This is a genomic window from Variovorax sp. OK212, from assembly GCF_900112425.1.
Lineage (GTDB): Bacteria > Pseudomonadota > Gammaproteobacteria > Burkholderiales > Burkholderiaceae_C > Variovorax.
In genome coordinates this window covers 676,868-699,070 of sequence record NZ_FOLP01000002.1, presented here as the reverse complement: position 1 = coordinate 699,070, position 22,203 = coordinate 676,868, and the positions used below count along the sequence as shown (strand labels likewise).

Here is a 22,203-nt window from a genome sequence, read left to right as displayed (position 1 = left end):
GCCGCGTGAATCGGCCGGATTCGCAATGCCGCCGGGCTAACCGGTCTTGTCGTCCGACGCCAGCCGCGCACCGACAGCCTGTATCTCCGCGACAGGCGATCCCGACAGAAGCAGGGCGATGCGCTCTCTGTGCACCGCAGGCGCGGAGTCGGCAATGCGTTCGAACCAGCCGACCGCTTCGTCGACGCGCCCCTGCTCGACCAGCATGCTCGCGTAGCTGAACTGGCCCCGGAAATCTCCGCCCTCGGCGGCCTTGTGATAGCACGCGAAGGCGCGCGCGGAATCCTGCGCGACCACCAGGCCTTCTTCCAGGTAGCGTCCCACCATGTTCATGGACCGCGCGTGGCCCAGGTCCGCCGCGCGCTGGTACCACTCGAACGCTTCGCGCTGGTCCATGGCCGCGCCGCGGCCCGTCGCCAGCATGTTCGCCAGGTTGTACATGCCCCAGTCCAACCGGGCTTGCGCGGCCTGGCGGTAGTGCGCGAGCGCCGCCTGGTCGTTCTGTGCGATGCCCCAGCCGTGCTCCAGGCAACGGCCCGCCATGTTGCTGGCCATTGCATGGCCCTGCGCGGCCGCGCGCTGAAACCAGCCGTATGCGGCCGCTTCGTTGCGTGCCATGCCCCGGCCGTCGAGCAGCCATTGGCCCAGCACGGCTTGTGCGTCCGCGTTGTTCGCACGCGCCGCGGCCGCGATCCATGTCGCGGCCTGGGCCGGCGGCCCTTTCAGGATCGTCTCCCACTGGGCACTGCCGATGGCGGCAAGGTCGGCCGCATTGGGGAAGACGCGATGCTCTGTGCTTGTCATGGAGGTCGCGATGAATTCGTGAAAAATCCGCCTCGAAGGCGAAGGCCAGCGAGACGGATTCCTGGGGTTCTGGCTGCTCAGCTTCAGAACGAGAAGCTGCCCATCAGCGTCACCGAGCGGCCGGGCGCCAGGTTCGCGTAGTGGGTCGAGTAGGCCGTGGCGTAGTAGGTCTTGTCCGTCAGGTTCTGCACGTTGAGTTGCAGGTTGAAGTTCTTGTTGACCTTGTAGCCGACCATGGCGTCCACGCGGGTGTAGCCCGGCACGCCGCGCTTGATCAGCGTCGCGCCGCCGGTGCCGGCCGCGTAGGCATAGCCGCCGTAGACCTCGCTCTGGTAGTAGGCGCCCAGGCCGATGGTCCAGTCCTGCGTCGGCTTGTAGGTCGCCCAGATGCTGGCGCTGTGCTTCGGCGTGTTCGGGAACGGCTGGTCCGTGGCGGCGTTCTGCACGTAGACGGTGCGGTTGCGCGCATCGGTCGTGCTCGACAGGCCCAGGTTCTTGCCCTTGCTGTTCATCAGCGTGTAGCCGCCGAAGATCTGCAGCTGGCGCGTGACGTTGCCCGAGAAGCCGAGCTCGAGACCGCGCACCTGCTTGTCGCCCGCCTGCGTGACGCTGCCGTCGGTCGGGTTGGTGATGCGGGCGTTGGTGGTCTCGATCTGGAACAGCGCGCCGGTCAGCGACAGCTTGCGGTCGAGCAAGTCCCACTTGGTGCCGACCTCGATGCTGCGGTTCTTCTCGGGCTTCAGGTCGAGCGCGGTGTTGGCCACGCCGCCCACGGTGGCGCTGAGCGTCTGCGACTCCGAGCCCTGGCCCAGCGAGTTGCCGGCCGGGGTGGACGACGTGCCGATCGACGCGTAGATACTGCCGTTGGTTGCCGGCTTGTAGACCACGCCGAGCTGGTAGTTCAGCAGCGTGTCGTTGCGCTTGAGCTCCTGGCGCAACGGGCTCGTGATGACCGGAAGGCTCAGGCCGCCGGCTGCCGTGGTGGTGGCATAGGGGTTGGTCTGCTCGGTCTTGTAGCTGTCCAGGCGCAGGCCGCCGTTGATGAGCCACTGCGGCGTCAGCTCGATCGTGTCGAAGCTGTACAGCGACGCGGTGTCGGTGCGGTAGCTGGTCGGGTTGTTGTTCGGCACGAAGGTGCCCGTCCACGGATCGTCCGGCGTGGGATAGAACAGGCTGGTGCACACATAGCTCGAGCGAACGCCCGCGCCGCCGGGGCACTTCTGCTGGGCCGTGTAGGCGCTGTTGAGCTGCGTGTAGCTGTCGTTGTCGGCCTTCTCGCGCGACAGTTCCAGGCCGAGCGTGTAGCTGTGCTTCACGCTGCCGGTCTGGACCTTGCCGGTGAGCTCCGACGCATTGGCGAAGGTGTCGATGTCGCGGATGCTGCCGTTGAAGCGGCGCCACACCAGTCCGCGCGCCACGTTGCCCTGGCTGTCATCGGGCTGGGTCCAGATGTAGTTCATGCTCGACTTGGTCAGCCGCGTGATGTTGCGGAACTTCATCTCGGGCGAGATGTCGTGCTCGACCTGCAGGGTCAGCGCGTCGGACTTGTCCTGGCGGAAGTCGCGGCCCGTCACGCCGTACCAGTTGTCGCGGTTGCCGCCGTAGGTCGGCTGGAGCTTCACCACGCCGGCCGAGGGGAACGACGAGGGCAGGCTGTAGGGCACGCCGCCGTCGGGCACGTCGTCCGTCTGCATGTGGAAGTACGAGAGGGTCACGCGCGTGGGCGTGTTCAGGCCCCAGGTCACCGAAGGCGCGATGCCCCAGCGCTTGTTGTTCGGGCCGTTGCGGCCAGCCACATCGGCGCTGAAGTCCATCACGTTGAGGCGGAACGCGCCGCTCTCGCCGAAGGTGCGGTTCAGGTCGATGGTCTCGCGGCGGTACTTGTCGCTGCCCAGGCCCACGGTGCCGGTGAAGAAGTTCTCGTTCTTCGGCGTCTTGCTGTACAGGTTGATGGTGCCGCCGGCACCGCCGCGGCCGCCGGAGCTGGAGTCCGGGCCCTTGATGACTTCCACCGATTCCAGGTTGAACACTTCGCGCGTGCTGGGCGCGATGTCGCGCAGGCCGTCGACGTAGGTGCTGGCCTGGCTGTCGTAGCCGCGCAGGAACGGGCGGTCGCCCACCGGGTTGCCGCCTTCGCCGGCGCCGAAGGTGATGCCCGGCGTGGTGCGCAGTGCCTCGGTCAGCGTGGTGGCGTTGATCTGCGTCATCACTTCCTGCGGGATCACGGTCACCGACTTGGGCGTGTCCAGCAGCGGGGCCGTCATCTTGGAAGACGACGACTGCTCGACCTTGTAGTCGCCCGCCGCTTCGACGCGGACTTCGTTGAGCGTCTGTGCGTGGACTGCGCCCACCGAGCCGATGGCCACGAGGGTGGCGGTGGTGGCCGTGCGGCCGGAAATGTAACGCGCAGGCGAGTGCTTGCGACTTCGGATGTAGCTCATTCGGATTCCTCCAGGTTGCGTAAGCCGCGTACCTGCGAAGCGCTCCCGCCCTCTGACGGCAGGAAGATCGCGGTGGTGCAATGGCGTTTTGTGGTCTTGCGCGGCAACGGGAATAATAATTACTCGCAATTCGATTTAGATTGAGCTTTACCTTTGGTTTGCAAAAGTGCATCGAACTTTGTTGTGGAGATAAGACAACGGCACGCGGCGTGAGGTGGGTGCGCGGTGATCGCAGCATCTGTTGCGACGAAGCAACGTCGCCCGGAAAGCTGCCCGCGCGCAGGCATCTCCAGGCGCCCGCCCGGGTTTTCCATTACGAAAAGCCACGCACCCGTCCCGCGCGGTCCGACGGATGCGCCCCGGCGCGCGCCCGGGAAAACTCGGCGGGTTCAATATTGGAGACAACCGCATGCACAGCATCCGCCGCCATCTGGTGTGGCTAGTCGTGGCCGTGGTCGGCGCATTCGCGCTCGGCACCGTCGCCCTGACCCGTGGTGAAAGCGTCAACGCCCTCTGGGTGGTGGCCGCCGCGATCTGCACCTACCTCATCGCCTACCGCTACTACAGCCTGTTCATCGCCGACAAGGTGCTGGGGCTCGACGGCAACCGCAAGACGCCCGCGCACCGCCACAACGACGGGCTGGACTACGTGCCGACCGACAAGAACGTGCTGTTCGGCCACCACTTCGCGGCCATCGCGGGCGCGGGCCCGCTGGTGGGCCCAGTGCTCGCCGCGCAGATGGGCTACCTGCCCGGGCTCTTGTGGGTGCTGGCCGGCGTGGTGTTCGCCGGCGCGGTGCAGGACTTCATCATCCTGTTCATCTCCACGCGGCGCGACGGCCGCTCGCTCGGCGACCTCGTCAAGCAGGAGATGGGCGCGGTGCCCGGCATGATCGCGCTGTTCGGCACCTTCATGATCATGATCATCATCCTCGCGGTGCTGGCGCTGATCGTGGTGAAGGCGCTGGCCGAATCGCCGTGGGGCACCTTCACGGTGGCCGCGACGATTCCGGTGGCGCTCTTCATGGGCGTGTACCTGCGCTACATCCGTCAGGGGCGCATCGGCGAGGTGTCTTTGATCGGCTTCGTGCTGCTCATGCTGGCCATCTTCGGCGGCCAGGCCGTGAGCCAGAGCGCCGAGTGGGCGCCGCTCTTCACCTTCGACGGCAAGGCGCTCACCTGGATGCTGGTGGGCTACGGCTTCGTGGCCGCGAGCCTGCCGGTGTGGCTGCTGCTGGCGCCGCGCGACTACCTGTCGACCTTCCTGAAGATCGGCACCATCATCGCGCTGGCCATCGGCATCGTGTTCGTCATGCCCACCTTGCAGATGCCGGCCGTCACGCAGTTCGCGCAGGGCAACGGCCCGGTGTGGTCGGGCAGCCTGTTCCCGTTCCTGTTCATCACCATCGCCTGCGGCGCCGTCTCCGGCTTCCATGCGCTGATCTCCTCGGGCACCACGCCCAAGATGCTCGACAACGAACGCCATGCGCGCTTCATCGGCTACGGCGGCATGCTGGCCGAGTCGTTCGTCGCGGTCATGGCGCTGGTGGCGGCCTCGTGCATCGAGCCGGGCGTGTACTTCGCCATGAACAGCCCCGGCGCGCTGGTCGGCACCACCGCGCAGCAGGTGGCGGCCACCGTGTCGGGCTGGGGCTTCGTCATCACGCCCGAGATGCTGCTGCAGACCGCCAAGGACGTGGGCGAGACCACCATCCTCGGCCGCGCGGGCGGCGCGCCCACGCTGGCGGTGGGCATGGCCCACATCCTCCACCAGGTGATCGGCGGGCAGGCCATGATGGCCTTCTGGTACCACTTCGCGATCCTGTTCGAGGCGCTGTTCATCCTCACGGCGGTCGACGCCGGCACCCGCGCGGGCCGCTTCATGCTGCAGGACCTGCTGGGCAGCTTCGTGCCCGCGCTCAAGCGCACCGACTCGCTGCCCGCCAACCTCGTGGCCACGGCGCTGTGCGTGGCGGCCTGGGGCTACTTCCTGTACCAGGGCGTGGTCGATCCGCTGGGCGGCATCAACACGCTGTGGCCGCTGTTCGGCATTTCCAACCAGATGCTGGCCGCGGTGGCGCTGCTGCTGGGCGTGGTGGTGCTGTTCCGCATGAAGCGCGAGCGCTATGCCTGGGTGGCCGCCGCGCCGGCGGCCTGGCTGCTGGCCTGCACGCTCACGGCGGGCTGGCAGAAGATCTTCTCGGCCGACCCGAAGATCGGCTTCCTCTCGCACGCGGCCAGGTACACCGACGGCATTGCCAACGGCGTGCTGGTGGCGCCGGCCAGGACGCCCGAGGCCATGTCGCGCATCGTGTTCAACGACCGCCTCGACGCGGCGCTGTGCGCGCTCTTCATGTTCGTGGTGCTGAGCGTGCTGGTGTACAGCATCAAGGCCTGCCTGGCCGCGCGCGCCGCCAACCGCCCGACCACGCACGAGACGCCGTTCGAACCCGTGGGCACCGCGCGCGCGGCCCACGCGGCGCACTGACGCCATGGCCCTCGCATTGCCGGAAGCCGGGCGCTACATCGCGCGCTCGCTCAAGCAGTCGCTGCGGCTCATGGTCGGGCTGCCCGACTACGACGTCTACCTGACGCACATGGCGGCCACGCACCCCGACCGGGCGCCCATGAGCTACGAAGCCTTCTTCCGCGAGCGCCTGGAGGCGCGCTACGGGGCAGGGAAGGGGCGCTGCTGCTGAGCGCGGCATTGCCGCGTTACACGTCTTTCCGATCGAGGCTGTTCCGGCGAGGCCGCCGGGTCTAGAGTTCCGCTCACTTCCGCGGCATTGCGGTCGGCATGGAGGGCGACATGGAACGCGACACGACCCAGGACCCGTTCGCGGAGTTCAAGAAGCGCCAGCGCGAGGCGTGGGCGAGCTTTGCGCCCACCGCCATGTTCACGCCGCCCGTGGCCGGCCACCTCGTCAGGTTCGCTCGGATCGCCAGGGGCGAGGTGGTGCTCGACGTCGGCACGGGCACCGGCGTGGTGGCCATCACCGCGGCGCGAAGCGGTGCGCGGGTGACGGGGCTCGACCTCACGCCCGAGCTGCTCGAACTGGCGCGCGACAACGCCCGCATCTCGAAACAGGAAGACATCGTCTGGACCGAAGGCGACGCCGAGAAGCTGCCGTACCCCGACGCCTCGTTCGACGTGGTGCTGAGCCAGTTCGGCCACATGTTCGCGCCGCGCGCGGAAGTGGCCATTGCCGAGATGCGCCGCGTGCTCAAGCCCGGCGGGCGCGTGGCCTTCGCCACCTGGCCGCCCGAGCATTTCGTGGGGCGCATGTTCGCCTTCGTCGGGCGCAACGTGCCGCCGCCGCCCGCCGGTGCGTCGCCGCCGCCGCAATGGGGTAACCCGGCCACCGTCACCCATCGCCTGGAGCCGCATTTCGAGGCGCCGTTCTTCGACCGCGGCATCATGCGCTACCCCGCGCTGAGCATCGAGCACTTTCGCATGTTCATGGAGCGCTCGATCGGCCCGATGCAGAAGCTCGTCGAGAGCCTGGCCGCCGACGCACCGAAGCTGGCGGCGCTTCGGGCCGAGTTCGACGCCATGGCCGCGCCGTACTACATCGACAACGTGATGCACCAGAACTACCTGCTGACGCGCGCCGTGGCGCGGTGAGTGTTGTGGTGAGTGTTGCGGTGCGTCCACGCCGCAGCCGCTGCAGCAGGCGCTTCGCGGGCCGCCGCACTTAGAATCCGCCGGTCGCGCGACGCGATCCCTTCGCCACCACACGCCCCGGCCTCATGCGCCGGAGCGGGCCGGTGAAGGTACCCAACCCAGAAAATTCCAGGCAGGGCACATCCGGTTTCTCCATCCGAGCGGTGGAGAGCCGTGTGTCGCTTCGCGATTTCAAATCCAAAAAAATCGCCCTGGAGGGTAATCAGCCATGTCCGTCCGTTCGCGCGCGCAGCGTCTTCGCCTGCGCCACAAGCCCCTGTTCGTCGCCACGCTGGCCGTGCTGCATTGCGCGGCGCAAGCGCAAAGTGGCGCTGCCGCACCCAATGAGGCCAGCACGCTCAAGGAAGTCACCGTCAGCTCCGAGCAGGACATCGGCTACGCGCCGTCCGTCGGCAGCACCGCCACCAAGGGCTCCGCGCCGCTGCGCGACATTCCGCAGGCGGTCAACGTGCTGCCGGCGCAACTGCTGCGCGACCAGGGCGCGACCTCCATGCAGGACGCGCTGCGCAACGCGCCCGGCGTGTCGTTCAACGCGGGCGACGGCCAGCGCGACCAGGTGGTCATTCGCGGCTTCACCGCCATCGCCGACTGGTTCGTCGACGGCGTGCGCGACGACGCGCTGTACTTCCGCGACCTCTCGGACACCGAACGCATCGAGGTGCTGAAGGGCCCGGCCGCCGTGCTGTACGGGCGCGGCTCCTCGGGCGGCCTGGTCAACCGCGTGACCAAGAAGCCGGTCTTCGACCGCGCCTTCGGCGACGTCACGCTCGGCCTGGGCACGCACGACTTCAAGCGGCTCACCACCGACCTGAACACCCCCATCGGCGAGAACATGGCGTTGCGCCTCAACGTGGCGCGCGAGAAGTCGGGCAGCTACCGCGACCAGCAGTTCATCGACCGCTACAACATCGCGCCGTCGCTGGCCATCAAGTTCAGCCCGCAGACCGACCTGCTGCTGCAGTACACCAACGCCTACGACCAGCGGCTCACCGACTTCGGCATTCCCGCGCTCAACGGCCGCCCGGTGAACGTGCCCATCGGCACCTACTACGGCTCGGCCTTCGGCAAGCGCGACGACACCACCACCACCAAGGTGCAGTCGTTCACCGCCACGCTGAACCACCGCTTCAGCGACACGCTGAGCCTGCGCAACACCACGCGCTACGCGAGCTACAAGCTCGACCGCTACAACACGCTGTCCAGCGGCACCACCGACCCCGTGCGCCTGACCGTGGGCCGCACGCGCGGCTTCATCCTGCGCGACGAGAGCAGCTGGTTCAACCAGACCGACCTCACCTGGCGCAACGAGCTCGGCGGCTTCAAGCAGGAGTGGCTGGTGGGCGCGGAGTTCGGCCAGCAGGACAAGCGGGCGTATTCCGTGTCGTCGGCCACCGGCTTCGAGCGCGTGAGTATCCTGAACCCGATGGCCGCGCCGGGGCAGATTCCGCTTGCGAGCTACACGGCCAGCAGCGCGATCCCGAGCAACTCCCGCTTCCAGACCGCCGCGCTCTACGCGCAGGACCAGATCACGCTGGCACCGCAGTGGAAGGCGCTGATCGGCGGGCGCTACGACGTGTTCGGGCAGGACACTTCGTTCGAGCGCTCGCTGGCGCCGCTGTCGCGCACCGACCGCAAGTTCAGCCCGCGCGCGGGCGTGGTCTGGCAGCCGAGCGACACGCAGTCGTACTACGTGTCGTACAGCCGCTCGTTCCAGCCGTCGGCCGAGACCTTCGCGCTGTCCACCGGCAACACCGCCAACGACCCCGAGATCACCGTGAACAAGGAAATCGGCGCCAAGCTCGACTTCCTGGACGGCGCGCTCAACCTCACGGCCGCGGTGTTCAACCTGGAACGCTCGGGCATCAAGAACTCCGACCCGGCCAACCCGGCGCGGCAGATCAACGTCGGCACGCAGCGCACCAACGGCATGGAGCTGGCGTTGGCCGGCAAGCTGCCGGGCCGCTGGGACGTCAGCGCGGGCTATGCGTACCTCGACGGGCGCATGGTCAAGTCGCTGGCCACCGTGAGCTCGCTGCAGCTGCCGGTGGGCGCGCCGCTTCCCGTGCAGGGCAAGATCGCGCCGCTCACGCCGCGCCACTCGGCCTTCGTGTGGCTCATGAAAGACCTGGGCAACGGCCTGAGCGCGGGCGGCGGCGTCAACTACGTGGCCGCGCGCTACGCCTCGCTGAGCAACCTGGTGACGCTGCCTTCGTACGTCATGGCCGACCTGGCCGCGAGCTACAAGACCGGGCGCTACGAGGTGTCGGTGAACCTGAAGAACATCTCCAACAGGAAGTACTACGTGTCGGCGCACGGCAGCGTGGACAACCTGATCATGCCGGGCCCCGGGCGCGAGCTGCAGGTGGCGCTCACCGCCAAGTTCTGAACGCCGAACGGCGGTTCAGCCCGGCGCGCGGGGCGCGCGCGCCGAGGCCGCGCCCTTGCGCTCCAGCAGCTCGACCATCTTGAGCGCCGCGGGCGCGAGCGGCCGGTTCTTCAGCGCCAGCCGGTAGAGCGGGCGCGACAGCACCGCGCCGGGCAGCTTCAGCTCGCGCAGCGTGCCCAGCGCCAGCATGTCGGCCACCACCACGCGCGGCAGCATCGACAGGCCGACGCCGCTCGCCACGGTGCGCGCAATGGCCTCGTTGCTCGCCATCTCCATCCAGGGCAGGGCGGCGATGTCGTTGGCCTCGCACAGCGCTTCGGTGGCCTGCCGCGTGCCGGAGCCGGGCTCGCGCAATATCCAGTTCTGCCCGCCCAGCACCTTCGCCGTGACCGCGCGGCGCGGCAGCGCCGAGTTCGCCGCCACCACGATGGCGAGCGGGTCGGCCTTCCACTCGCTGACCTCGATGCGCTCTTCGTCGACGCGGCCTTCCACCAGCGCCAGGTCGATGCGGCACTCCAGCAGCTGTTCGCACACCCACTGCGTGTTGCCCACCGTCACGCGCGGCACCACCGCCGGGTAGGCCGCGCAGAAGCCCGCCACGTACGGCGGCAGCCAGTAGCTCGCCACCGTCGTGCTCGCGCCGACGGTGAGGCTGCCGCGCTGCACGCCCACGCGCGCACGCACGTCGTCCAGCGCGGTGCGCTCCATCGCGAAGATGCCGCGCGCATGCGTGAGCAGCGACGCGCCGGCCTCGGTCAGCCTGAAGCCCTTGCCGGTGCCGCGCTCGATCAGCGTCAGGTCGAGCTGGTGCTCCAGCTCGCGAATGCCCTTGGACACCGCCGGCTGGCTGATCCACAGCCCCTCGGCCGCGCGTGAAAAGCTGCCTGCTTCCGCCACGGCGACGAAGAGGCGCAGCAGGTGCAGGTTCATTGCCATAACTTCAATTCATGCATCGGTGAAGTTTATGTCTTTGACTCATGTGGTGCCAGTTTCTAACCTTGGGCCCATGCAGTCTCCAGTCGCTTCCGTTTCGTTCCCCGGCTTCTCCTTCGTTCGCACCCGCGGCCCCGGCGTGCTGCTGGCCGCCTTGCTCGCGGGCATGGCCGCGCTGCTCTCGCAGTGGAGCCTGATGGCGCAGCTCGGCCTGAGCGCGCTCACGCTGGCCATCGCGCTCGGCATGGTCGCGGGCAACACCGTGTTCGCCTCGGTGGCATCGCGCGCCGGTGCGGGTGTCGACTTCGCGCGCAGCACGCTGCTGCGCGCGGGCATCGTGCTGTACGGCTTTCGCATCTCGCTGCACGACATCGGCGCCGTCGGCTGGCCCGGGCTGCTGATCGCCGCGGCCATGCTGGCGCTGACCTTCAGCGTCGCCGTGTACGTGGGCACGCGCTGGCTGGGTCTCGACAAGCAGACCGCCGCGCTGATCGGTGCCGGCAGCGCCATCTGCGGCGCCGCCGCGGTGATGGCCACGCAACCCGTGGTGCGCGGCGAAGAGCACAAGGTGTCGATCGCCGTGGCCACGGTGGTGGTGTTCGGCACGCTGTCGATGGTGCTGTACCCGCTGGTGTTCCCGTACCTGGGCCTGTCGGAACATGCCTTCGGCCTGTTCGCGGGCTCGACCATCCACGAGGTGGCGCAGGTGGTGGCGGTGGGCGACGCGGTCGGCCCCGCGGCAGCCAATGCGGCCGTGGTCGAGAAGATGCTGCGCGTGATGATGCTCGCGCCGTTCCTCATGTGGCTGTCGTTCCAGACGGCCGCGTCGATGAAGGGCGCGACCAGCTTCAAGGCCTGCTGCAAGCAGGTGCGCGTGCCATGGTTCGCGGTGCTGTTCATCGTGGTGAGCGCGGTGCATTCGACGGGCGTGCTGCCGGCTTCGCTGGTGGCCGGGCTGGTGCAGTTCGACACGCTGCTGCTGGCCACCGCCATGGCCGCGATGGGGCTGCGCACCAGCGCCGCCAGCCTGCGCCGCGCCGGTGTGCAGCCGCTGAAGCTGGGGGCGCTGCTGTTCGTGTTCCTCACGGTGGGCGGCTACCTGGTGAATGCGGCGGTGCTGGCGCTGTTCTGAAGTGCTGAAGTACTGACCACTGCTGTGCGAGCCTCAGGCGGCAACTGAGGCGGCCTGCGCCAATTCCAGCTTCCTTCGATCGCGCGGCCGGGGGACCATCGCTTCCACGTCACTCGTGGAGAACGCCGATGTCATCCGAACTCAACCAGATCGCCAGTTGGTCGCTGCGCTGGCGCATCGTCCTGTCGGGCACGCTGTGCCTGGTGGCCGCGCTGTGCGCGGCGCACCCCGCCGATGCCGAGGTGCAGGCCGAGCAGCGCTACCAGATGGCGCTCGAGGCGCAGGCCGATCGCGACTACCGCACCATGCTCGAGCTGCTCAGGCAGGCCGCCACCGAAGGCCACGCCGAGGCACAGGAGATGCTCGGCATGGTGCTGCTGACCGGGCCCACGCTCTACGGCATGGCCGTGAAGGCCGACCGCTGCGAGGCGCGCCAGTGGATGCATCGCGCGGCGGCGCAGGGCAGCGAAACCGCCAAGGTGCAGCTGACCTTCCTGAACCGGCTGCGCGCGTCGCCGGCCGGAAGAAACGCTTGCGAATGAAGCCGGCGTGCGGCCGCTATGCCGCAGCCGGCCGCACCGCGGGCTCGCGGATCGCCGCGCGCGCCAGCCGCCACGCGACGAACAGGAACACCAGCGGCAGCACGATGGTCTGCAGCACGAAGAGCGCGATGAGCTTCACGATGCGCTCGGCCCAGTCGGAGGCCGACTTCAGGATCTGGTCGTAGGTCGCCTTCAGGTTCGGCAGCTTCGGCAGCCATCGTTCGATGCGGTCGCGCCAGCCTTCCTGCGCCACGGGGGCTTCCTGCGTGGCATCGACCACCGCGGTGGGCGACTTCTCGATGCCTGACAGCGCCGCCTGGTAGTCGTTGGCCATGAACGCGCGGTAGAGGCCCTCGTTCGCCACCGCGCCGAGCGGCACCGCGAAGCGCACCAGCAGCAGCCCGATCAGCAGCGACTGCAGCCAGCGCGGCGATCGGCCGCGCTGCCAGCGCCACACGATCCACACCAGCGCCACGCCGCTCACCAGGTACGACATGAGGTGGTGCGCGCCGATGTTCAGCAGCATCAGCTGGATGCCGAACGACACGCTCGCCGCCAGCATGATGGCCGCGAACTGCTCGATGAGTTCGTTCAGCGGCTTCAGTGCCTGCCCTGGCGCAAAGCTCACGCCCACGCCGCCCGGCGTGGCATCGACCTGCGTGCCTTGCGCCACCGACACCACCGCGCCGAGCGCGCGCGCCGCTGCGAAGGTGGTCAACGCGCGCTTCAGTCCGTCGTTGACCTGCTCGCGCGCCGGTGCGTCGATGGGCGCGACCCAGCAGCCGACCAGCACCAACACCGCAACCAGCAGCAGGTAGGCGCGCTGCAGCGACGGATTCTTCGGTGGCGTGCTCATTTCTTGGCGCCTCCCTGCATGCGCATGATGATCTTCGTGGTCTCGTTGCCTTCCTCGCGACCGTCGGGGTGGCGGCGCATGTAGTCGAACACCTTGGCCTGCGACACCTTCACCATCTGCCCGCCGCGCAGGTTGGGCATATCGACCGGCTCGTTCTTCAGCAGGCCTTCGATGGTGTCGCCGTCCCACTTCGCCACCTCGACCCACATCCATTCGTTGCCGCCGTCGCGCGTGGTGAACGGCGCCTTCACCAGGATGTACTCGCCAGGCTGCAACCCCTTGGCGAAGACGTCGCGCAGCCTGGGCAACTGCGCATTGGCGGCCTTGCTGGCCGTCAGCAACTCGTCGTTGTGCTTGAGCCGCGTGACCGAGTCCTCGTCGGCGCCGAAGGCCGCGGTGAGCATGGCGGTCTGCTGCGCATAGCGGTCGGGGCCGGCGTAGCGATCGAAGCGGATCTCGTACAGCCGGTTGCGCGGGTCGCCGTTTTCCCACTTGCCGTTGACCAGCGACAGCCTGGCCACCGCCGCGGCGTTGGGCTTGAGGCTCGCGAGCATCGGATCTCGCGCGGCCGCGTGCCTGAGCGCGCGCAGGTCCAGGTCGTACTGGCCGGCGCGCGCCAGCGTGGCGCCTTCGGCCATGGCCTGCGCGAACATGTTCACCAGGTGGCCCATCGGCCGGTTGCTCGACCACGAGAAGTCGCTCACCACCACGTCGGGCAGGCCGAACTTCGACATGCCCAGCGTGATCGCGCGCACGAGGCTGTCGCTGCGGTAGGCGTGGATGATCGTCTGCTGCGACATGTCGGGCACGTTGCCGGCCCATGAATCGATGCGGCGCTTCTGCCATTCGTCGGGCGTGAAGACCTCGCGCGTTTCCTCGTCCCACAGCAGGCCGCCGGTGTCGCGCGCCACCTGCAGCGTGAGCCGCAGCGCCTTCAGCATCGCGGCGGTCGATTGCTGCGCCGGATGCGCGAAGTCGAGGATCAGCGCGCGGTCGGCCTTCTGCAATGCTTCCGCCTGCTCGCGCGAGAGGCCGCGGCCGAAGCGCTGCAGCAGCTCCATGCTCGGCGCGCGGTAGTCCTGCAGCACGGTGGTGGTGTTCCAGTTCGCGTAGACCACGGGCTCGGTGGCCATGGCAGGCGTCGGCATCGCGGTGAGCAGCCTGGGGCCGGCGCCAGGTTTCGACAGCGCGCCGCGCAGCGCGGCCAGCGGGTCGGTCGCCGGCGGCTTGGCGTAGTAGATGGCGAACTGGAAATGGACCGGGCCGACCTGCGGCGAGCCTGCAGGCACGGGCGCACCGGGCACGGCCTTGCTCGCGCCTTGCGTGGTGGCCTGCTGTTGTTGTTGCTGCGCAGTCGGTGTCGCGGCGATGGCGGCCGCGCTCAACGAGAAGGCAAGCGCGGCGAATGCGATGCAATGGATGCGTGTCTTCGGCATGGGCATGGTGTGAACGTGTTCGATGCTGCGGATGTGCGCATTCTCGTTGCGGCAAAAAACACGCTGAAAAAAAGTTCGCCGAAGTTGTTGACGATGGCGTAAAGACTATTTACAGTACGCCTCATTCGCGGTTCAGGCCGCAACCCGATTCAAAGCAAGCAAGCAAACCAAGCAACGCAACAGGACATCCAGTGAACACCGCCGTCATCCGCACCCACACCCTCCGCCCCGCATCGGGCCGGGTGCTCGCGTGCGCCTTGCCGGCGTGGCCGCTCGATCAGTATCCGTGCCCGATGCCCGAACTGCAGGCCAACCTGTGGGCATGCGACGTTCAGGATCAGGTGCAACCGGGTGGAGCAAGCGCGTAGGCGCACAGCTCCCAAGCTCTCTCAAGCAGAGGCCCGGACACCGCAAGGTTCCGGGCCTTTCTTGTTTTTCATTTCACACCATTCATTCATATCCAGCCCCGGTGACGCAATTGGTAGACGTGTCCGCCTTAGAAGCGGAATTCTGGGAGTTCGAGTCTCCCCTGGGGCACCAAACAACAAGCGACTTTTTATTCTCTGGGTGTACTGTCAATCTGGTAGACGGCCTGCCTTGGAAGCAGGAGGCTGCAGGTTCAAATCCTGCCACCCAGACCATTGTTTTTTTATTCAAGCGTGTGTAGCTCAACTGGCAGAGCACTGGACTCCAAACCCAACGGTTGAAGGTTCGAATCCTTCCGCGCGCGCCATTCTTCATGTGTTTACCGGCCCTTCGCCTAGTGGTCCAAGGCACCGGGTTTTGATCCCGGCATCCAAGGTTCGAATCCTTGAGGGTCTGCCAGTTTTTTTCAATCATGGATCGTGAGCAGCATTGGCGACTGCAGCGGGCTGTAACCCCGCCTCTTCGGAATACTTCGTTCGACTCGAAGACGATCCACCATTTCTTCAACCCACTTCCGGCGCGGTAGCAAAGCGGCCATGCAGCGGATTGCAAATCCGCCCATCCCGGTTCGACTCCGGGCCGCGCCTCCATCAGTTTCTTCTCTCTCCATGGCGGAATCGGCAGACGCGCCAGCCTCAAACCCTGGAGCCTTCGGGCAGTGTCCGTTCGAGTCGGACTGGAGAGACCATGCAACCGCCGAGCCCGACCGCTTGGCCTACAGTCGCCCGCCATGTCCTCCGTCTCCAGCCTGAACCAGGATCGCCTTTCCGGCAAAGCGCAGGCGCAGCCGCGCAAGATCGTCGTCCTCTCCGGCTCCGGAGTCAGCGCCGAGAGCGGCCTGCCCACGTTCCGCGACGCCAAGGGGCTGTGGAACACCTACTCCTGGCAGGAGCTTGCGAGCCCCGACGGCTGGCAGCGGCATCCCGAGGCGGTGCAGGCCTTCTACAACGAGCGCCGGCAGAAGGCGTGGCAGGCGCAGCCGAACGCCGCGCACCTTGCCATCGCATCGCTGGAGCCGGCCTGCGAGGTGGTCATCGTCACGCAGAACGTCGACGCGCTGCACGAGCGCGCCGGCTCGCGCCAGGTCGTGCACCTGCACGGGCAGCTCGCTTACGCGCGCGGCACGGCGCAGTCGAACCCGAAGCGCTACCGCATCGACGGCGACCCGATCGCCATGGGCCAGTTGTGCGAAGACGGCACGCAGCTGCGCCCCGACATCGTGTGGTTCGGCGAAGCGGTGCAGCACTTCGACGAGGCCGAGCGGCACGTCGCCACCGCATCGCACGTGCTGGTGGTGGGCACCTCGCTCACCGTCTACCCGGCGGCGTCGCTGGTGCAGTACGCCGACCGCGCCGCGCAGAAGGTGCTGGTGGCGCTCGACATGCAAGAGGTGCCGCGCGGTTTCACCTTCCTGCAGGGCCACGCGACCGAAGTCGTGCCCGCACTCGCGGCGCGATGGCTCGCCGAGATCGGCGCAACTTAAAACTTATGGTTTTGTTCGCCCGGCCCGCGTGTCGGCGAACCGCCCGAATTTGCGGCGAATGACGCAATAGCACCCTTCGAACGTCCGAATGCAATCGATCTGTCACGGTTGATGCGGAACATGACGACGCAAACGCGCGAGCACCGATGAAGAGGCGGCCGCTCGCAGCGCCGCAGTTCCATCGAACAATTCGAATGCAGGGAGAGTGTCATGCCATCAGGCCCGGCGCGGTCCGTCCGCGTACTGAGCGTGTCTTGTGCCGCCATGCCCGTGCTGGGCGGCCAGCCGGCGCTGGAGCCGGTGCGCATCGAGGGTGAAGAGCAACTCGGCCGGCTGTACCGCTACACGGTCACACTCGCCACGCCCGAGCAGGCCGGCTACAACGAGCGCCAGGCCGCCAACGTGAACATCAAGCAGCTGGTGGGCGAGACGCTCACCGTGCACGTGCTGCTCGACGGCCGCCTCGGCGCCGACGGCGACAGGCGCCACATCGGCGGGCTGGTCACGCGCGTGCGCTTCCTGCGGCTGGAGAACCGCCGCGCGCTGTACGAGGCCGTCATCGAGCCGTGGCTCACGCTGGCCACGCGCACCAGCGACTACAGGATCTTCCAGAACAAGAGCGTGACCGACATCGTGGCTGAGGTGCTGGCCGACTACGACTTCGCGCACGAGATCAGGACCACCCGCGGCTACCCCGCGCGCGAGTTCCAGGTGCAGTACGGCGAGTCCGACTACGACTTCGTCTCGCGGCTGCTGCACGAGTGGGGCCTGTACTACCACTTCGAGCATGCCGAGAGCAGCCACAAGCTGGTGATCGTCGACGACATGGCCTCGCACCAGCCCTTTGCCAATGCGGCGTACCAGAAGGTGCCGTTCCACGGCGCCGACGACACCGTGCGCGAGGAACACTGCGACCGCTTCAACGCCTGCGAGACCTTGCAAAGCGGGCGCTGGGTGACCGACGACTTCGACTTCAAGCGCCCCAAGGCGCGCCTGCAGCAGGTGAGCGCCATGCCGCGCAAGACCTCGCAAAGCGGCCTGGAGCGCTACGGCTGGCCGGGCGACTACGTGGTGGAGTCCGAGGGCGAGCAGCTCGCGCGCACCCGCATGGAAGAAAGCGGCAGCGAGGGCGAGCGCGCCAACGGCTCGGGCAACCTGCGCGCGGTGGTGCCGGGCTGCCTGCTCGCGCTGGAGCGGCATCCGCAGAACGAGTCGAACCGGCAGTACCTGGTGACCGGTGCGCGCCTGTGGCTGCAGGACATCGGCGACGCCAGCGAACAGCAGCCCTTCGAATGCCGAGTCGACTTCGAGGTGATCCCCACCGCCAAGACCTACCGCGCGCCCGCGCCCGACGTGCCGCGCCCGCGCACCACCGGCCCGCAGACGGCCATCGTCACCGGGCCCGCGGGCCGCGAGATCTGGACCGACGAATACGGCCGCGTGAAGCTCAGCTTTCACTGGAACCGCTATTGCAGCAAGGACGAGAGCAGCTCCTGCTGGGTGCGCGTGTCCTCGCCCTGGGCCGGCACCAACTTCGGCGGCATCCAGATCCCGCGCATCGGGCAGGAGGTGATCGTCGACTTCGAGCACGGCGACCCCGACCGCCCGATCGTCACCGGCCGCGTCTACAACGCCGACAACATGCCGCCGTGGGACCTGCCGGCCAACGCCACGCAAAGCGGCCTGCTCACGCGCAGCTCCGAAGGCGCCACCGACGCCAACGCCAACGCGCTGCGCTTCGAGGACAAGAAGGGCGCCGAGCAGCTGTGGCTGCACGCCGAGCGTAACCAGGACATCGAGGTCGAGAACGACGAGACCCATTGGGTCGGCCACGACCGCACCAAGACCGTCGACCACGACGAGACCGTGCACGTGAAGCACGACCGCACCGAGACGGTGGACCACGACGAGACCATCACGGTGCACAACGACCGCACCGAGACCGTCGACGGCAACGAGACCATCACCATCCACAAGAACCGCACGGAGACGGTCGACCTGAACGAGACCATCACGGTGCACAAGAACCGCACCGAGACCGTCGACCTCGACGAGACCATCGGCATCGGCATGAACCGCACCGAGCGGGTGGGGCTGAACGAGACCATCCACATCGGCGAGCACCGCAGCGTGACCGTCGGCGGCGCGAAGATGGAGACCGTCGCGCTGGCCAAGGCCGAGACCATCGGCCTGGCCAAGGCGCTGACCATCGGGCTGGGCTACCAGGTCACCGTGGGCGCGGCGATGAACACCACCGTGGCGCTGATGCAGACCGAGCAGGTGGGGCAGTCCAAGCGCGTGAACGTGGGCAAGACGCTGACCCTGCAGGCCGGCGAACGCATCGAGCTGGTGTGCGGCAAGAGCTCGCTGGTCATGACGTCCGAGGGCGTGGTCACCATCAACGGCTCGTCGTTCGACTTCTCCGCGAGCGGGCCGGTGCAGGTGACCGGCAAGGACATCGACCTCAACTGAGGACACGAAAGACCGCGCCGTGGAGTTCCGCAATCTCACGCCCTTCGACGCCCTGTGCTTTCGCGCGGCCACGCCCGGCGACCGCGAGTACCGGGTCGTCGCCATGAAGGTGGGCTACAGGCTCGTGCGCGCGCGGCGGGGGTCGCACGCGGTGCAGTGGCACGCCGAGGTGAACGACGACGACCCCGTGCCCCTGGCGCTGGCCGACGGTTACTGGGGCGAGGAGGGCGCATCGAGCCCGCGCGAAGAGAGCGACCTGGCCCCCTACAAGCCGCGCTGCGACCTGATCGTGAATGCCACCGCCCATGCGCCGCGCGGCATTCCCTCGCCCGAATGGGAGGTGCGCGTGAAGGTGACGGCCGGCCGCCAATGGGCGCAGTCGCCCGAGCCGCCCAAGCCCTTGCACCCGGGCGCGCGGCTGACGTTGCAGCAGCAGGCCGCATGGGACGAAGACAGGCGCCATGCAGAGGCGCTGGCCGCGCCGCGCACGGTGCTCGACAAGCGGCTGCGCGTCGGCGGGCCGTCGCTGCTGTACCTGCGCAACGGGCGCGAATGGGCGCGCACGCCGTCCGAGCCCGTGGCGAGCCTGCCCATGCGCTGGGAGCACGCGTTCGGTGGCCGCAGCCTGCTGCGCCGGCCCGATGCGCGCGACGACGAGCCGCCGCTGCTGAACGAAGTGTGTTTCTCCAATCCGCTGGGCCAGGGCTGGGTCGACAGGCGCGCCATCGAGCAGGCGCGCCATGCGGGGCTGCCCGACATCGAGCGCATGCCCGCGCCGCAGATCGAGCCCGCGCAGGAGCGCATGCAGCAGCCGGTGCTCGCGAAGCATGCCGGCGTCGACCTCGACGCGCGCGCCATGGCCGAGGTTGCCAAGGGCTACGGGCGCGAGCCCGCGGGCCTGGGCGTGGTGGGCCGCGCCTGGGCGCCGCGGCTGGCATTGGCCGGCACCTACGACGACACCTGGCTCGCGCAGCGCCACCCCTGGCCGCCGCGCGACTTCGACTTCGGCTACTGGAATGCGGCGCCCGCGGACCAGCAGATTCCGTACCTGCCGCCCGATGCGCGCATCGAGCTGTGGAACCTGAGCGACCCGGCCTCGACGCCGGACGGCCACCTGTGCGTCACGCTGCCGGGGCATCGCGCGCTGGTGCTGCTGCGGCTGGACAACGGCGCGTTGCTGCCGCTGCCCATGGTGACCGACACCGTGGTGGTGGACGGCGAGGGCATGACGCTGTCGCTCGTGCACCGCGTGTGGGTGCCGTCCGATGCGCCCGTGCGCGTCATCGAGGCGCGCTTCGAGACCGACCCCGCCGCGCCGCTGGTGCGCGGCGCCCGGCAAGGGCGCACCGCCGCCATGGAGCCCACGCCATGAGCGCCAACGTCGCTGCGCGCAAGCAAGGAGGCTGGAAGGTCGTGAGCCTCGCCCCCGATGTCTGCAAGACGCCCATGGGCAGCTCCATTCCGCCCGTGCCTTACCCGGTCACGGCGCAGCTCGACAGCACCACCGCCGTGGCGCGCAGCGTGCGCGCCAACGGGCACCCGGTGGTCGTGTACGACATGAGCGTGGTGCCCACCACCATCGGCGACGCGGCCGGCGCCGCCAAGGGCGTGAAAAGCGGCACCGTGCAGGGCAAGTGCTACCCCAAGGAACACAGCGGCACCGTGCGCGCGGAGGGCAAGCTCTTCGTGCGGCACGACGACCTGTTCTGGATGAACGGCCAATGAGCGGGCCGGCGCAGGGGCTCGACCGCCGGCATGGCGCCCCGGTCCGCGGGAGGCGCCATGGCCTTCAGTGAAGGCTGGTACGCCACGCCGTCCCAGGGGGCGCGGTCGTTCCAGTATTTCAAGACGCCCGAGCTCGTCACCGCGCAGGGGTACTTCTCGGGCAACGACCAGATCCTTCAGTGGGGCAGCGAGCAGTTTCCGCAGGGCCAGCCCGGCCACTGGACGCCGGACCTGAAGCCGCTGCAGAAGGCGGACTCGGGAGACTGGTGGGACAACCCCGAGACCGACAAGAAGCCCAAGCCCTCTCTCGATCCGCGCGCGGGCGGCACCAACGCCAACGGCAACACCGTGGGCCCCGTCGTCGGCGAGACGCCCTCCACGCAGGGCTCCGCCAAGCAGGCCAACCCCGAGGCCCAGCCCGAGACGCCGAAGGAAGAGAGCTGGTGGGGCAGCTGGGGCAGCTCCATCACGCACACCGTGCTCGACGTCGGCGGCGTCATTCCGGTGGTGGGCATCTTTTCGGACGGCGCCAACGCAGCCATCTACGCGGCCGAGGGCGACTACGTCAACGCCGCCATCTCCGGCGCGTCGGCCGCGGCCAACCTGGTGCCCGGCGGCGGCATCGCGGCCAAGGCCGGCAAGATCGCCATCAAGGGGGCGTTGAAGGGCGGCGAGCGGGTGGGGATCAAGCAGGCCGAAAAACTGCTTGCCGAGCGGCTGCTGAAAGAAAAGCTCGAGAAGGAGGCTGCGGAGGCGGCCGCCAAGAAGACCGAGGAAGCCGCCGCCAAGAAGGCTGCCGAAAAAAAGGCGGGCGCGGAGACCGAGGCGGGCGGTGGCGGGTCGAAGAAGAAAGACACCGAGGTCAAGAACAAGGGCAAGAAGCCCAAGTGCGGCGGCCGCGCAACCTACGGCAAGCAGGCCGGCGACTTTCTCGAGAACGAGATGGAGCGCGACCACATTCCCAATGTGGCGTCGCTCAAGGCCAAGGCCGAGAAAATGCTGCTCGACGACGGCATCGACCTCGCGCCCTCGCAGCGCGACGCGCTGTTCGGCAAGGTCGCAAAGAACGGCCAGCGCGAAGGCGGAAAGATCTACACCCACGCGCAGACCATCGCCGTGCCCAAGGACGTCCACCGGGCGAGCCCCACCACCGGCAACCGCGACAACCACAAGGACTCGAAGAACCTTGCGGAGGCCGCCCGTCGCGATACCAGGAACCACAGGGACGCGATCAAGAAAAGTGACAATCACAAAGACTGTGCCAAGGCCCTGGAAGAAGCTTCGGAGGTCATCGACAAGATCTCCAACGAACAGTACGAGAAGTTTCTGAACGGCCTGATCGACGATGCACTCAAGGGCTCGCGAACCACAAATCCATGGAAAGGAATCTTATGAAAGCGCCCAGCCAATACCCGCAGGCCCAGGACTTCGTCTCGGCCATCGCCAAGCCCTTCGACAGCGACGCGGGGCGCAAGGTCGTGGCCCCGTTCGGCATCGCCTGGTCGGATGCCACCAAGCTCGACAGCGGCCTGGAGATCTACACCGTCAGCGCGCAGCCGCTCGGCATCGGCTACACCTTCAAGGACGAAGGCCTGGTGTTCGAGCGCGAGCACCACGACCTCGGCGAAGGCCCCTTCCTCATGACCCACTGCGGCTTCTGGGGCCACGAGGACGAGTACGAGATGTACAAGGGCCCGCTGTGGAAGGACCTGCGCTTTTCCGACACGGTGGCCGACGCCGTCGCCAAGCTGGGCTCGCCCACCCGCGTCGGCCGCCTCGACATCCACTTCTGGGAACTGCCCGACTTCAGGTTGACCATCCAGTGGAAGAGCGCGCAGCAGATTCGCGTGGTCTCGTACTGGATGAAGCAGGACTGAAGCCC

General features: G+C 68.0%; 18 protein-coding genes and 6 tRNA genes. 19 read left to right on the top strand and 5 right to left on the bottom strand.

Features of this window, described 5'->3' with window-relative positions; all coding sequences use genetic code 11:
- Positions 1-36 precede the first annotated feature (36 nt).
- Together BM004_RS09795 and BM004_RS09790 are read right to left on the bottom strand one after the other, a co-directional pair.
- Complete coding sequence (locus BM004_RS09795; RefSeq protein WP_093212852.1) at positions 37-804, bottom strand: tetratricopeptide repeat protein; 768 nt, start codon at positions 802-804, stop codon at positions 37-39.
- A gap of 83 nt (positions 805-887) precedes the next feature.
- On the bottom strand, positions 888-3,245 hold the full coding sequence (locus tag BM004_RS09790) for a TonB-dependent receptor (RefSeq protein WP_093212850.1): 2,358 nt from the start codon (positions 3,243-3,245) through the stop codon (positions 888-890).
- Between the two features lie 409 nt (positions 3,246-3,654).
- Here BM004_RS09790 and BM004_RS09785 point away from each other — a divergent pair, with 409 nt between their 5' ends.
- The 4 genes from BM004_RS09785 (at position 3,655) to BM004_RS09770 (ending at position 9,316) form a co-directional block, all read left to right on the top strand.
- Positions 3,655-5,733: a carbon starvation CstA family protein gene (locus tag BM004_RS09785; RefSeq protein ID WP_093212848.1), complete on the top strand. Its 2,079-nt coding sequence runs from the start codon at positions 3,655-3,657 to the stop codon at positions 5,731-5,733.
- 4 nt (positions 5,734-5,737) lie between these two features.
- The gene (locus BM004_RS09780) at positions 5,738-5,944 is read left to right on the top strand and encodes a YbdD/YjiX family protein (RefSeq protein ID WP_093133427.1); all 207 of its coding nucleotides are present in this window, start codon (positions 5,738-5,740) and stop codon (positions 5,942-5,944) included.
- A gap of 110 nt (positions 5,945-6,054) precedes the next feature.
- Positions 6,055-6,870, top strand: coding sequence for a class I SAM-dependent methyltransferase (locus BM004_RS09775; RefSeq protein WP_093213087.1), 816 nt, complete (start codon positions 6,055-6,057; stop codon positions 6,868-6,870).
- 268 nt (positions 6,871-7,138) lie between these two features.
- Positions 7,139-9,316 (top strand): TonB-dependent receptor, encoded by a 2,178-nt coding sequence (locus BM004_RS09770; protein WP_093212846.1) that lies wholly within the window; start codon positions 7,139-7,141, stop codon positions 9,314-9,316.
- Positions 9,317-9,331: 15 nt separating this feature from the next.
- Here the strand turns inward: BM004_RS09770 and BM004_RS09765 are convergent, their stop codons facing one another.
- On the bottom strand, positions 9,332-10,246 hold the full coding sequence (locus BM004_RS09765) for a LysR family transcriptional regulator (RefSeq protein WP_093212844.1): 915 nt from the start codon (positions 10,244-10,246) through the stop codon (positions 9,332-9,334).
- Between the two features lie 76 nt (positions 10,247-10,322).
- On the opposite strand from BM004_RS09765, the gene BM004_RS09760 reads away from it, so the two are divergent.
- Positions 10,323-11,381, top strand: a complete 1,059-nt coding sequence (locus BM004_RS09760) for a YeiH family protein (RefSeq protein ID WP_093133435.1) — start codon at positions 10,323-10,325, stop codon at positions 11,379-11,381.
- 128 nt (positions 11,382-11,509) lie between these two features.
- The gene (locus tag BM004_RS09755) at positions 11,510-11,923 is read left to right on the top strand and encodes an SEL1-like repeat protein (protein ID WP_093212842.1); all 414 of its coding nucleotides are present in this window, start codon (positions 11,510-11,512) and stop codon (positions 11,921-11,923) included.
- 16 nt (positions 11,924-11,939) lie between these two features.
- Here BM004_RS09755 and BM004_RS09750 read toward each other — a convergent pair whose 3' ends face one another.
- Complete coding sequence (locus BM004_RS09750; protein WP_093212840.1) at positions 11,940-12,779, bottom strand: hypothetical protein; 840 nt, start codon at positions 12,777-12,779, stop codon at positions 11,940-11,942.
- Positions 12,776-14,215, bottom strand: a complete 1,440-nt coding sequence (locus BM004_RS09745) for a DUF2314 domain-containing protein (RefSeq protein WP_143072420.1) — start codon at positions 14,213-14,215, stop codon at positions 12,776-12,778. Before BM004_RS09745 ends, BM004_RS09750 begins: the two co-directional genes overlap by 4 nt.
- A 191-nt stretch (positions 14,216-14,406) precedes the next feature.
- On the opposite strand from BM004_RS09745, the gene BM004_RS41385 reads away from it, so the two are divergent.
- The 13 genes from BM004_RS41385 (at position 14,407) to BM004_RS09685 (ending at position 22,198) form a co-directional block, all read left to right on the top strand.
- The gene (locus BM004_RS41385; protein ID WP_177206456.1) at positions 14,407-14,583 is read left to right on the top strand and encodes a hypothetical protein; all 177 of its coding nucleotides are present in this window, start codon (positions 14,407-14,409) and stop codon (positions 14,581-14,583) included.
- 95 nt (positions 14,584-14,678) lie between these two features.
- Positions 14,679-14,755: transfer RNA gene (locus tag BM004_RS09740), tRNA-Leu, on the top strand.
- A gap of 23 nt (positions 14,756-14,778) precedes the next feature.
- Positions 14,779-14,856, top strand: a tRNA-Pro gene (locus tag BM004_RS09735).
- Between the two features lie 16 nt (positions 14,857-14,872).
- A tRNA-Trp gene (locus tag BM004_RS09730) sits at positions 14,873-14,948 on the top strand.
- A 16-nt stretch (positions 14,949-14,964) separates the two neighbouring features.
- Positions 14,965-15,040, top strand: a tRNA-Gln gene (locus BM004_RS09725).
- 117 nt (positions 15,041-15,157) lie between these two features.
- A tRNA-Cys gene (locus tag BM004_RS09720) sits at positions 15,158-15,231 on the top strand.
- Between the two features lie 12 nt (positions 15,232-15,243).
- Positions 15,244-15,329: transfer RNA gene (locus BM004_RS09715), tRNA-Leu, on the top strand.
- A 42-nt stretch (positions 15,330-15,371) separates the two neighbouring features.
- On the top strand, positions 15,372-16,124 hold the full coding sequence (locus BM004_RS09710) for an SIR2 family NAD-dependent protein deacylase (protein WP_093133445.1): 753 nt from the start codon (positions 15,372-15,374) through the stop codon (positions 16,122-16,124).
- 210 nt (positions 16,125-16,334) lie between these two features.
- Positions 16,335-18,596, top strand: coding sequence for a type VI secretion system Vgr family protein (locus BM004_RS09705; RefSeq protein ID WP_093212837.1), 2,262 nt, complete (start codon positions 16,335-16,337; stop codon positions 18,594-18,596).
- 19 nt (positions 18,597-18,615) lie between these two features.
- Entirely contained in the window at positions 18,616-19,968 is a 1,353-nt protein-coding gene (locus tag BM004_RS09700; RefSeq protein ID WP_093212835.1) for a DUF2169 family type VI secretion system accessory protein, read from the top strand.
- Complete coding sequence (locus tag BM004_RS09695) at positions 19,965-20,321, top strand: DUF4150 domain-containing protein (RefSeq protein WP_093133451.1); 357 nt, start codon at positions 19,965-19,967, stop codon at positions 20,319-20,321. Before BM004_RS09700 ends, BM004_RS09695 begins: the two co-directional genes overlap by 4 nt.
- Before the next feature lie 57 nt (positions 20,322-20,378).
- Positions 20,379-21,716 carry a hypothetical protein gene (locus tag BM004_RS09690; RefSeq protein WP_093212834.1) on the top strand — a complete coding sequence of 446 codons (1,338 nt, stop codon included), beginning with the start codon at positions 20,379-20,381 and terminating at the stop codon, positions 21,714-21,716.
- On the top strand, positions 21,713-22,198 hold the full coding sequence (locus BM004_RS09685; protein WP_093212832.1) for a hypothetical protein: 486 nt from the start codon (positions 21,713-21,715) through the stop codon (positions 22,196-22,198). Before BM004_RS09690 ends, BM004_RS09685 begins: the two co-directional genes overlap by 4 nt.
- Positions 22,199-22,203: the final 5 nt, after the last annotated feature.

Excerpts from the sequence above, each read along its gene's own strand:
- BM004_RS09705 (WP_093212837.1), top strand. The coding sequence starts at position 16,335 with ATGCCATCAGGCCCGGCGCGGTCCGTCCGCGTACTGAGCGTGTCTTGT.
- BM004_RS09760 (WP_093133435.1), top strand. The coding sequence starts at position 10,323 with ATGCAGTCTCCAGTCGCTTCCGTTTCGTTCCCCGGCTTCTCCTTCGTT.
- BM004_RS09790 (WP_093212850.1), bottom strand. The coding sequence starts at position 3,245 with ATGAGCTACATCCGAAGTCGCAAGCACTCGCCTGCGCGTTACATTTCC.
- BM004_RS09780 (WP_093133427.1), top strand. The coding sequence starts at position 5,738 with ATGGCCCTCGCATTGCCGGAAGCCGGGCGCTACATCGCGCGCTCGCTC.
- BM004_RS09775 (WP_093213087.1), top strand. The coding sequence starts at position 6,055 with ATGGAACGCGACACGACCCAGGACCCGTTCGCGGAGTTCAAGAAGCGC.
- BM004_RS09785 (WP_093212848.1), top strand. The coding sequence starts at position 3,655 with ATGCACAGCATCCGCCGCCATCTGGTGTGGCTAGTCGTGGCCGTGGTC.
- BM004_RS09690 (WP_093212834.1), top strand. The coding sequence starts at position 20,379 with ATGGCCTTCAGTGAAGGCTGGTACGCCACGCCGTCCCAGGGGGCGCGG.
- BM004_RS09685 (WP_093212832.1), top strand. The coding sequence starts at position 21,713 with ATGAAAGCGCCCAGCCAATACCCGCAGGCCCAGGACTTCGTCTCGGCC.
- BM004_RS09770 (WP_093212846.1), top strand. The coding sequence starts at position 7,139 with ATGTCCGTCCGTTCGCGCGCGCAGCGTCTTCGCCTGCGCCACAAGCCC.
- BM004_RS09695 (WP_093133451.1), top strand. The coding sequence starts at position 19,965 with ATGAGCGCCAACGTCGCTGCGCGCAAGCAAGGAGGCTGGAAGGTCGTG.
- BM004_RS09710 (WP_093133445.1), top strand. The coding sequence starts at position 15,372 with ATGTCCTCCGTCTCCAGCCTGAACCAGGATCGCCTTTCCGGCAAAGCG.
- BM004_RS09750 (WP_093212840.1), bottom strand. The coding sequence starts at position 12,779 with ATGAGCACGCCACCGAAGAATCCGTCGCTGCAGCGCGCCTACCTGCTG.
- BM004_RS09765 (WP_093212844.1), bottom strand. The coding sequence starts at position 10,246 with ATGAACCTGCACCTGCTGCGCCTCTTCGTCGCCGTGGCGGAAGCAGGC.
- BM004_RS09745 (WP_143072420.1), bottom strand. The coding sequence starts at position 14,215 with ATGCCGAAGACACGCATCCATTGCATCGCATTCGCCGCGCTTGCCTTC.
- BM004_RS09795 (WP_093212852.1), bottom strand. The coding sequence starts at position 804 with ATGACAAGCACAGAGCATCGCGTCTTCCCCAATGCGGCCGACCTTGCC.
- BM004_RS09755 (WP_093212842.1), top strand. The coding sequence starts at position 11,510 with ATGTCATCCGAACTCAACCAGATCGCCAGTTGGTCGCTGCGCTGGCGC.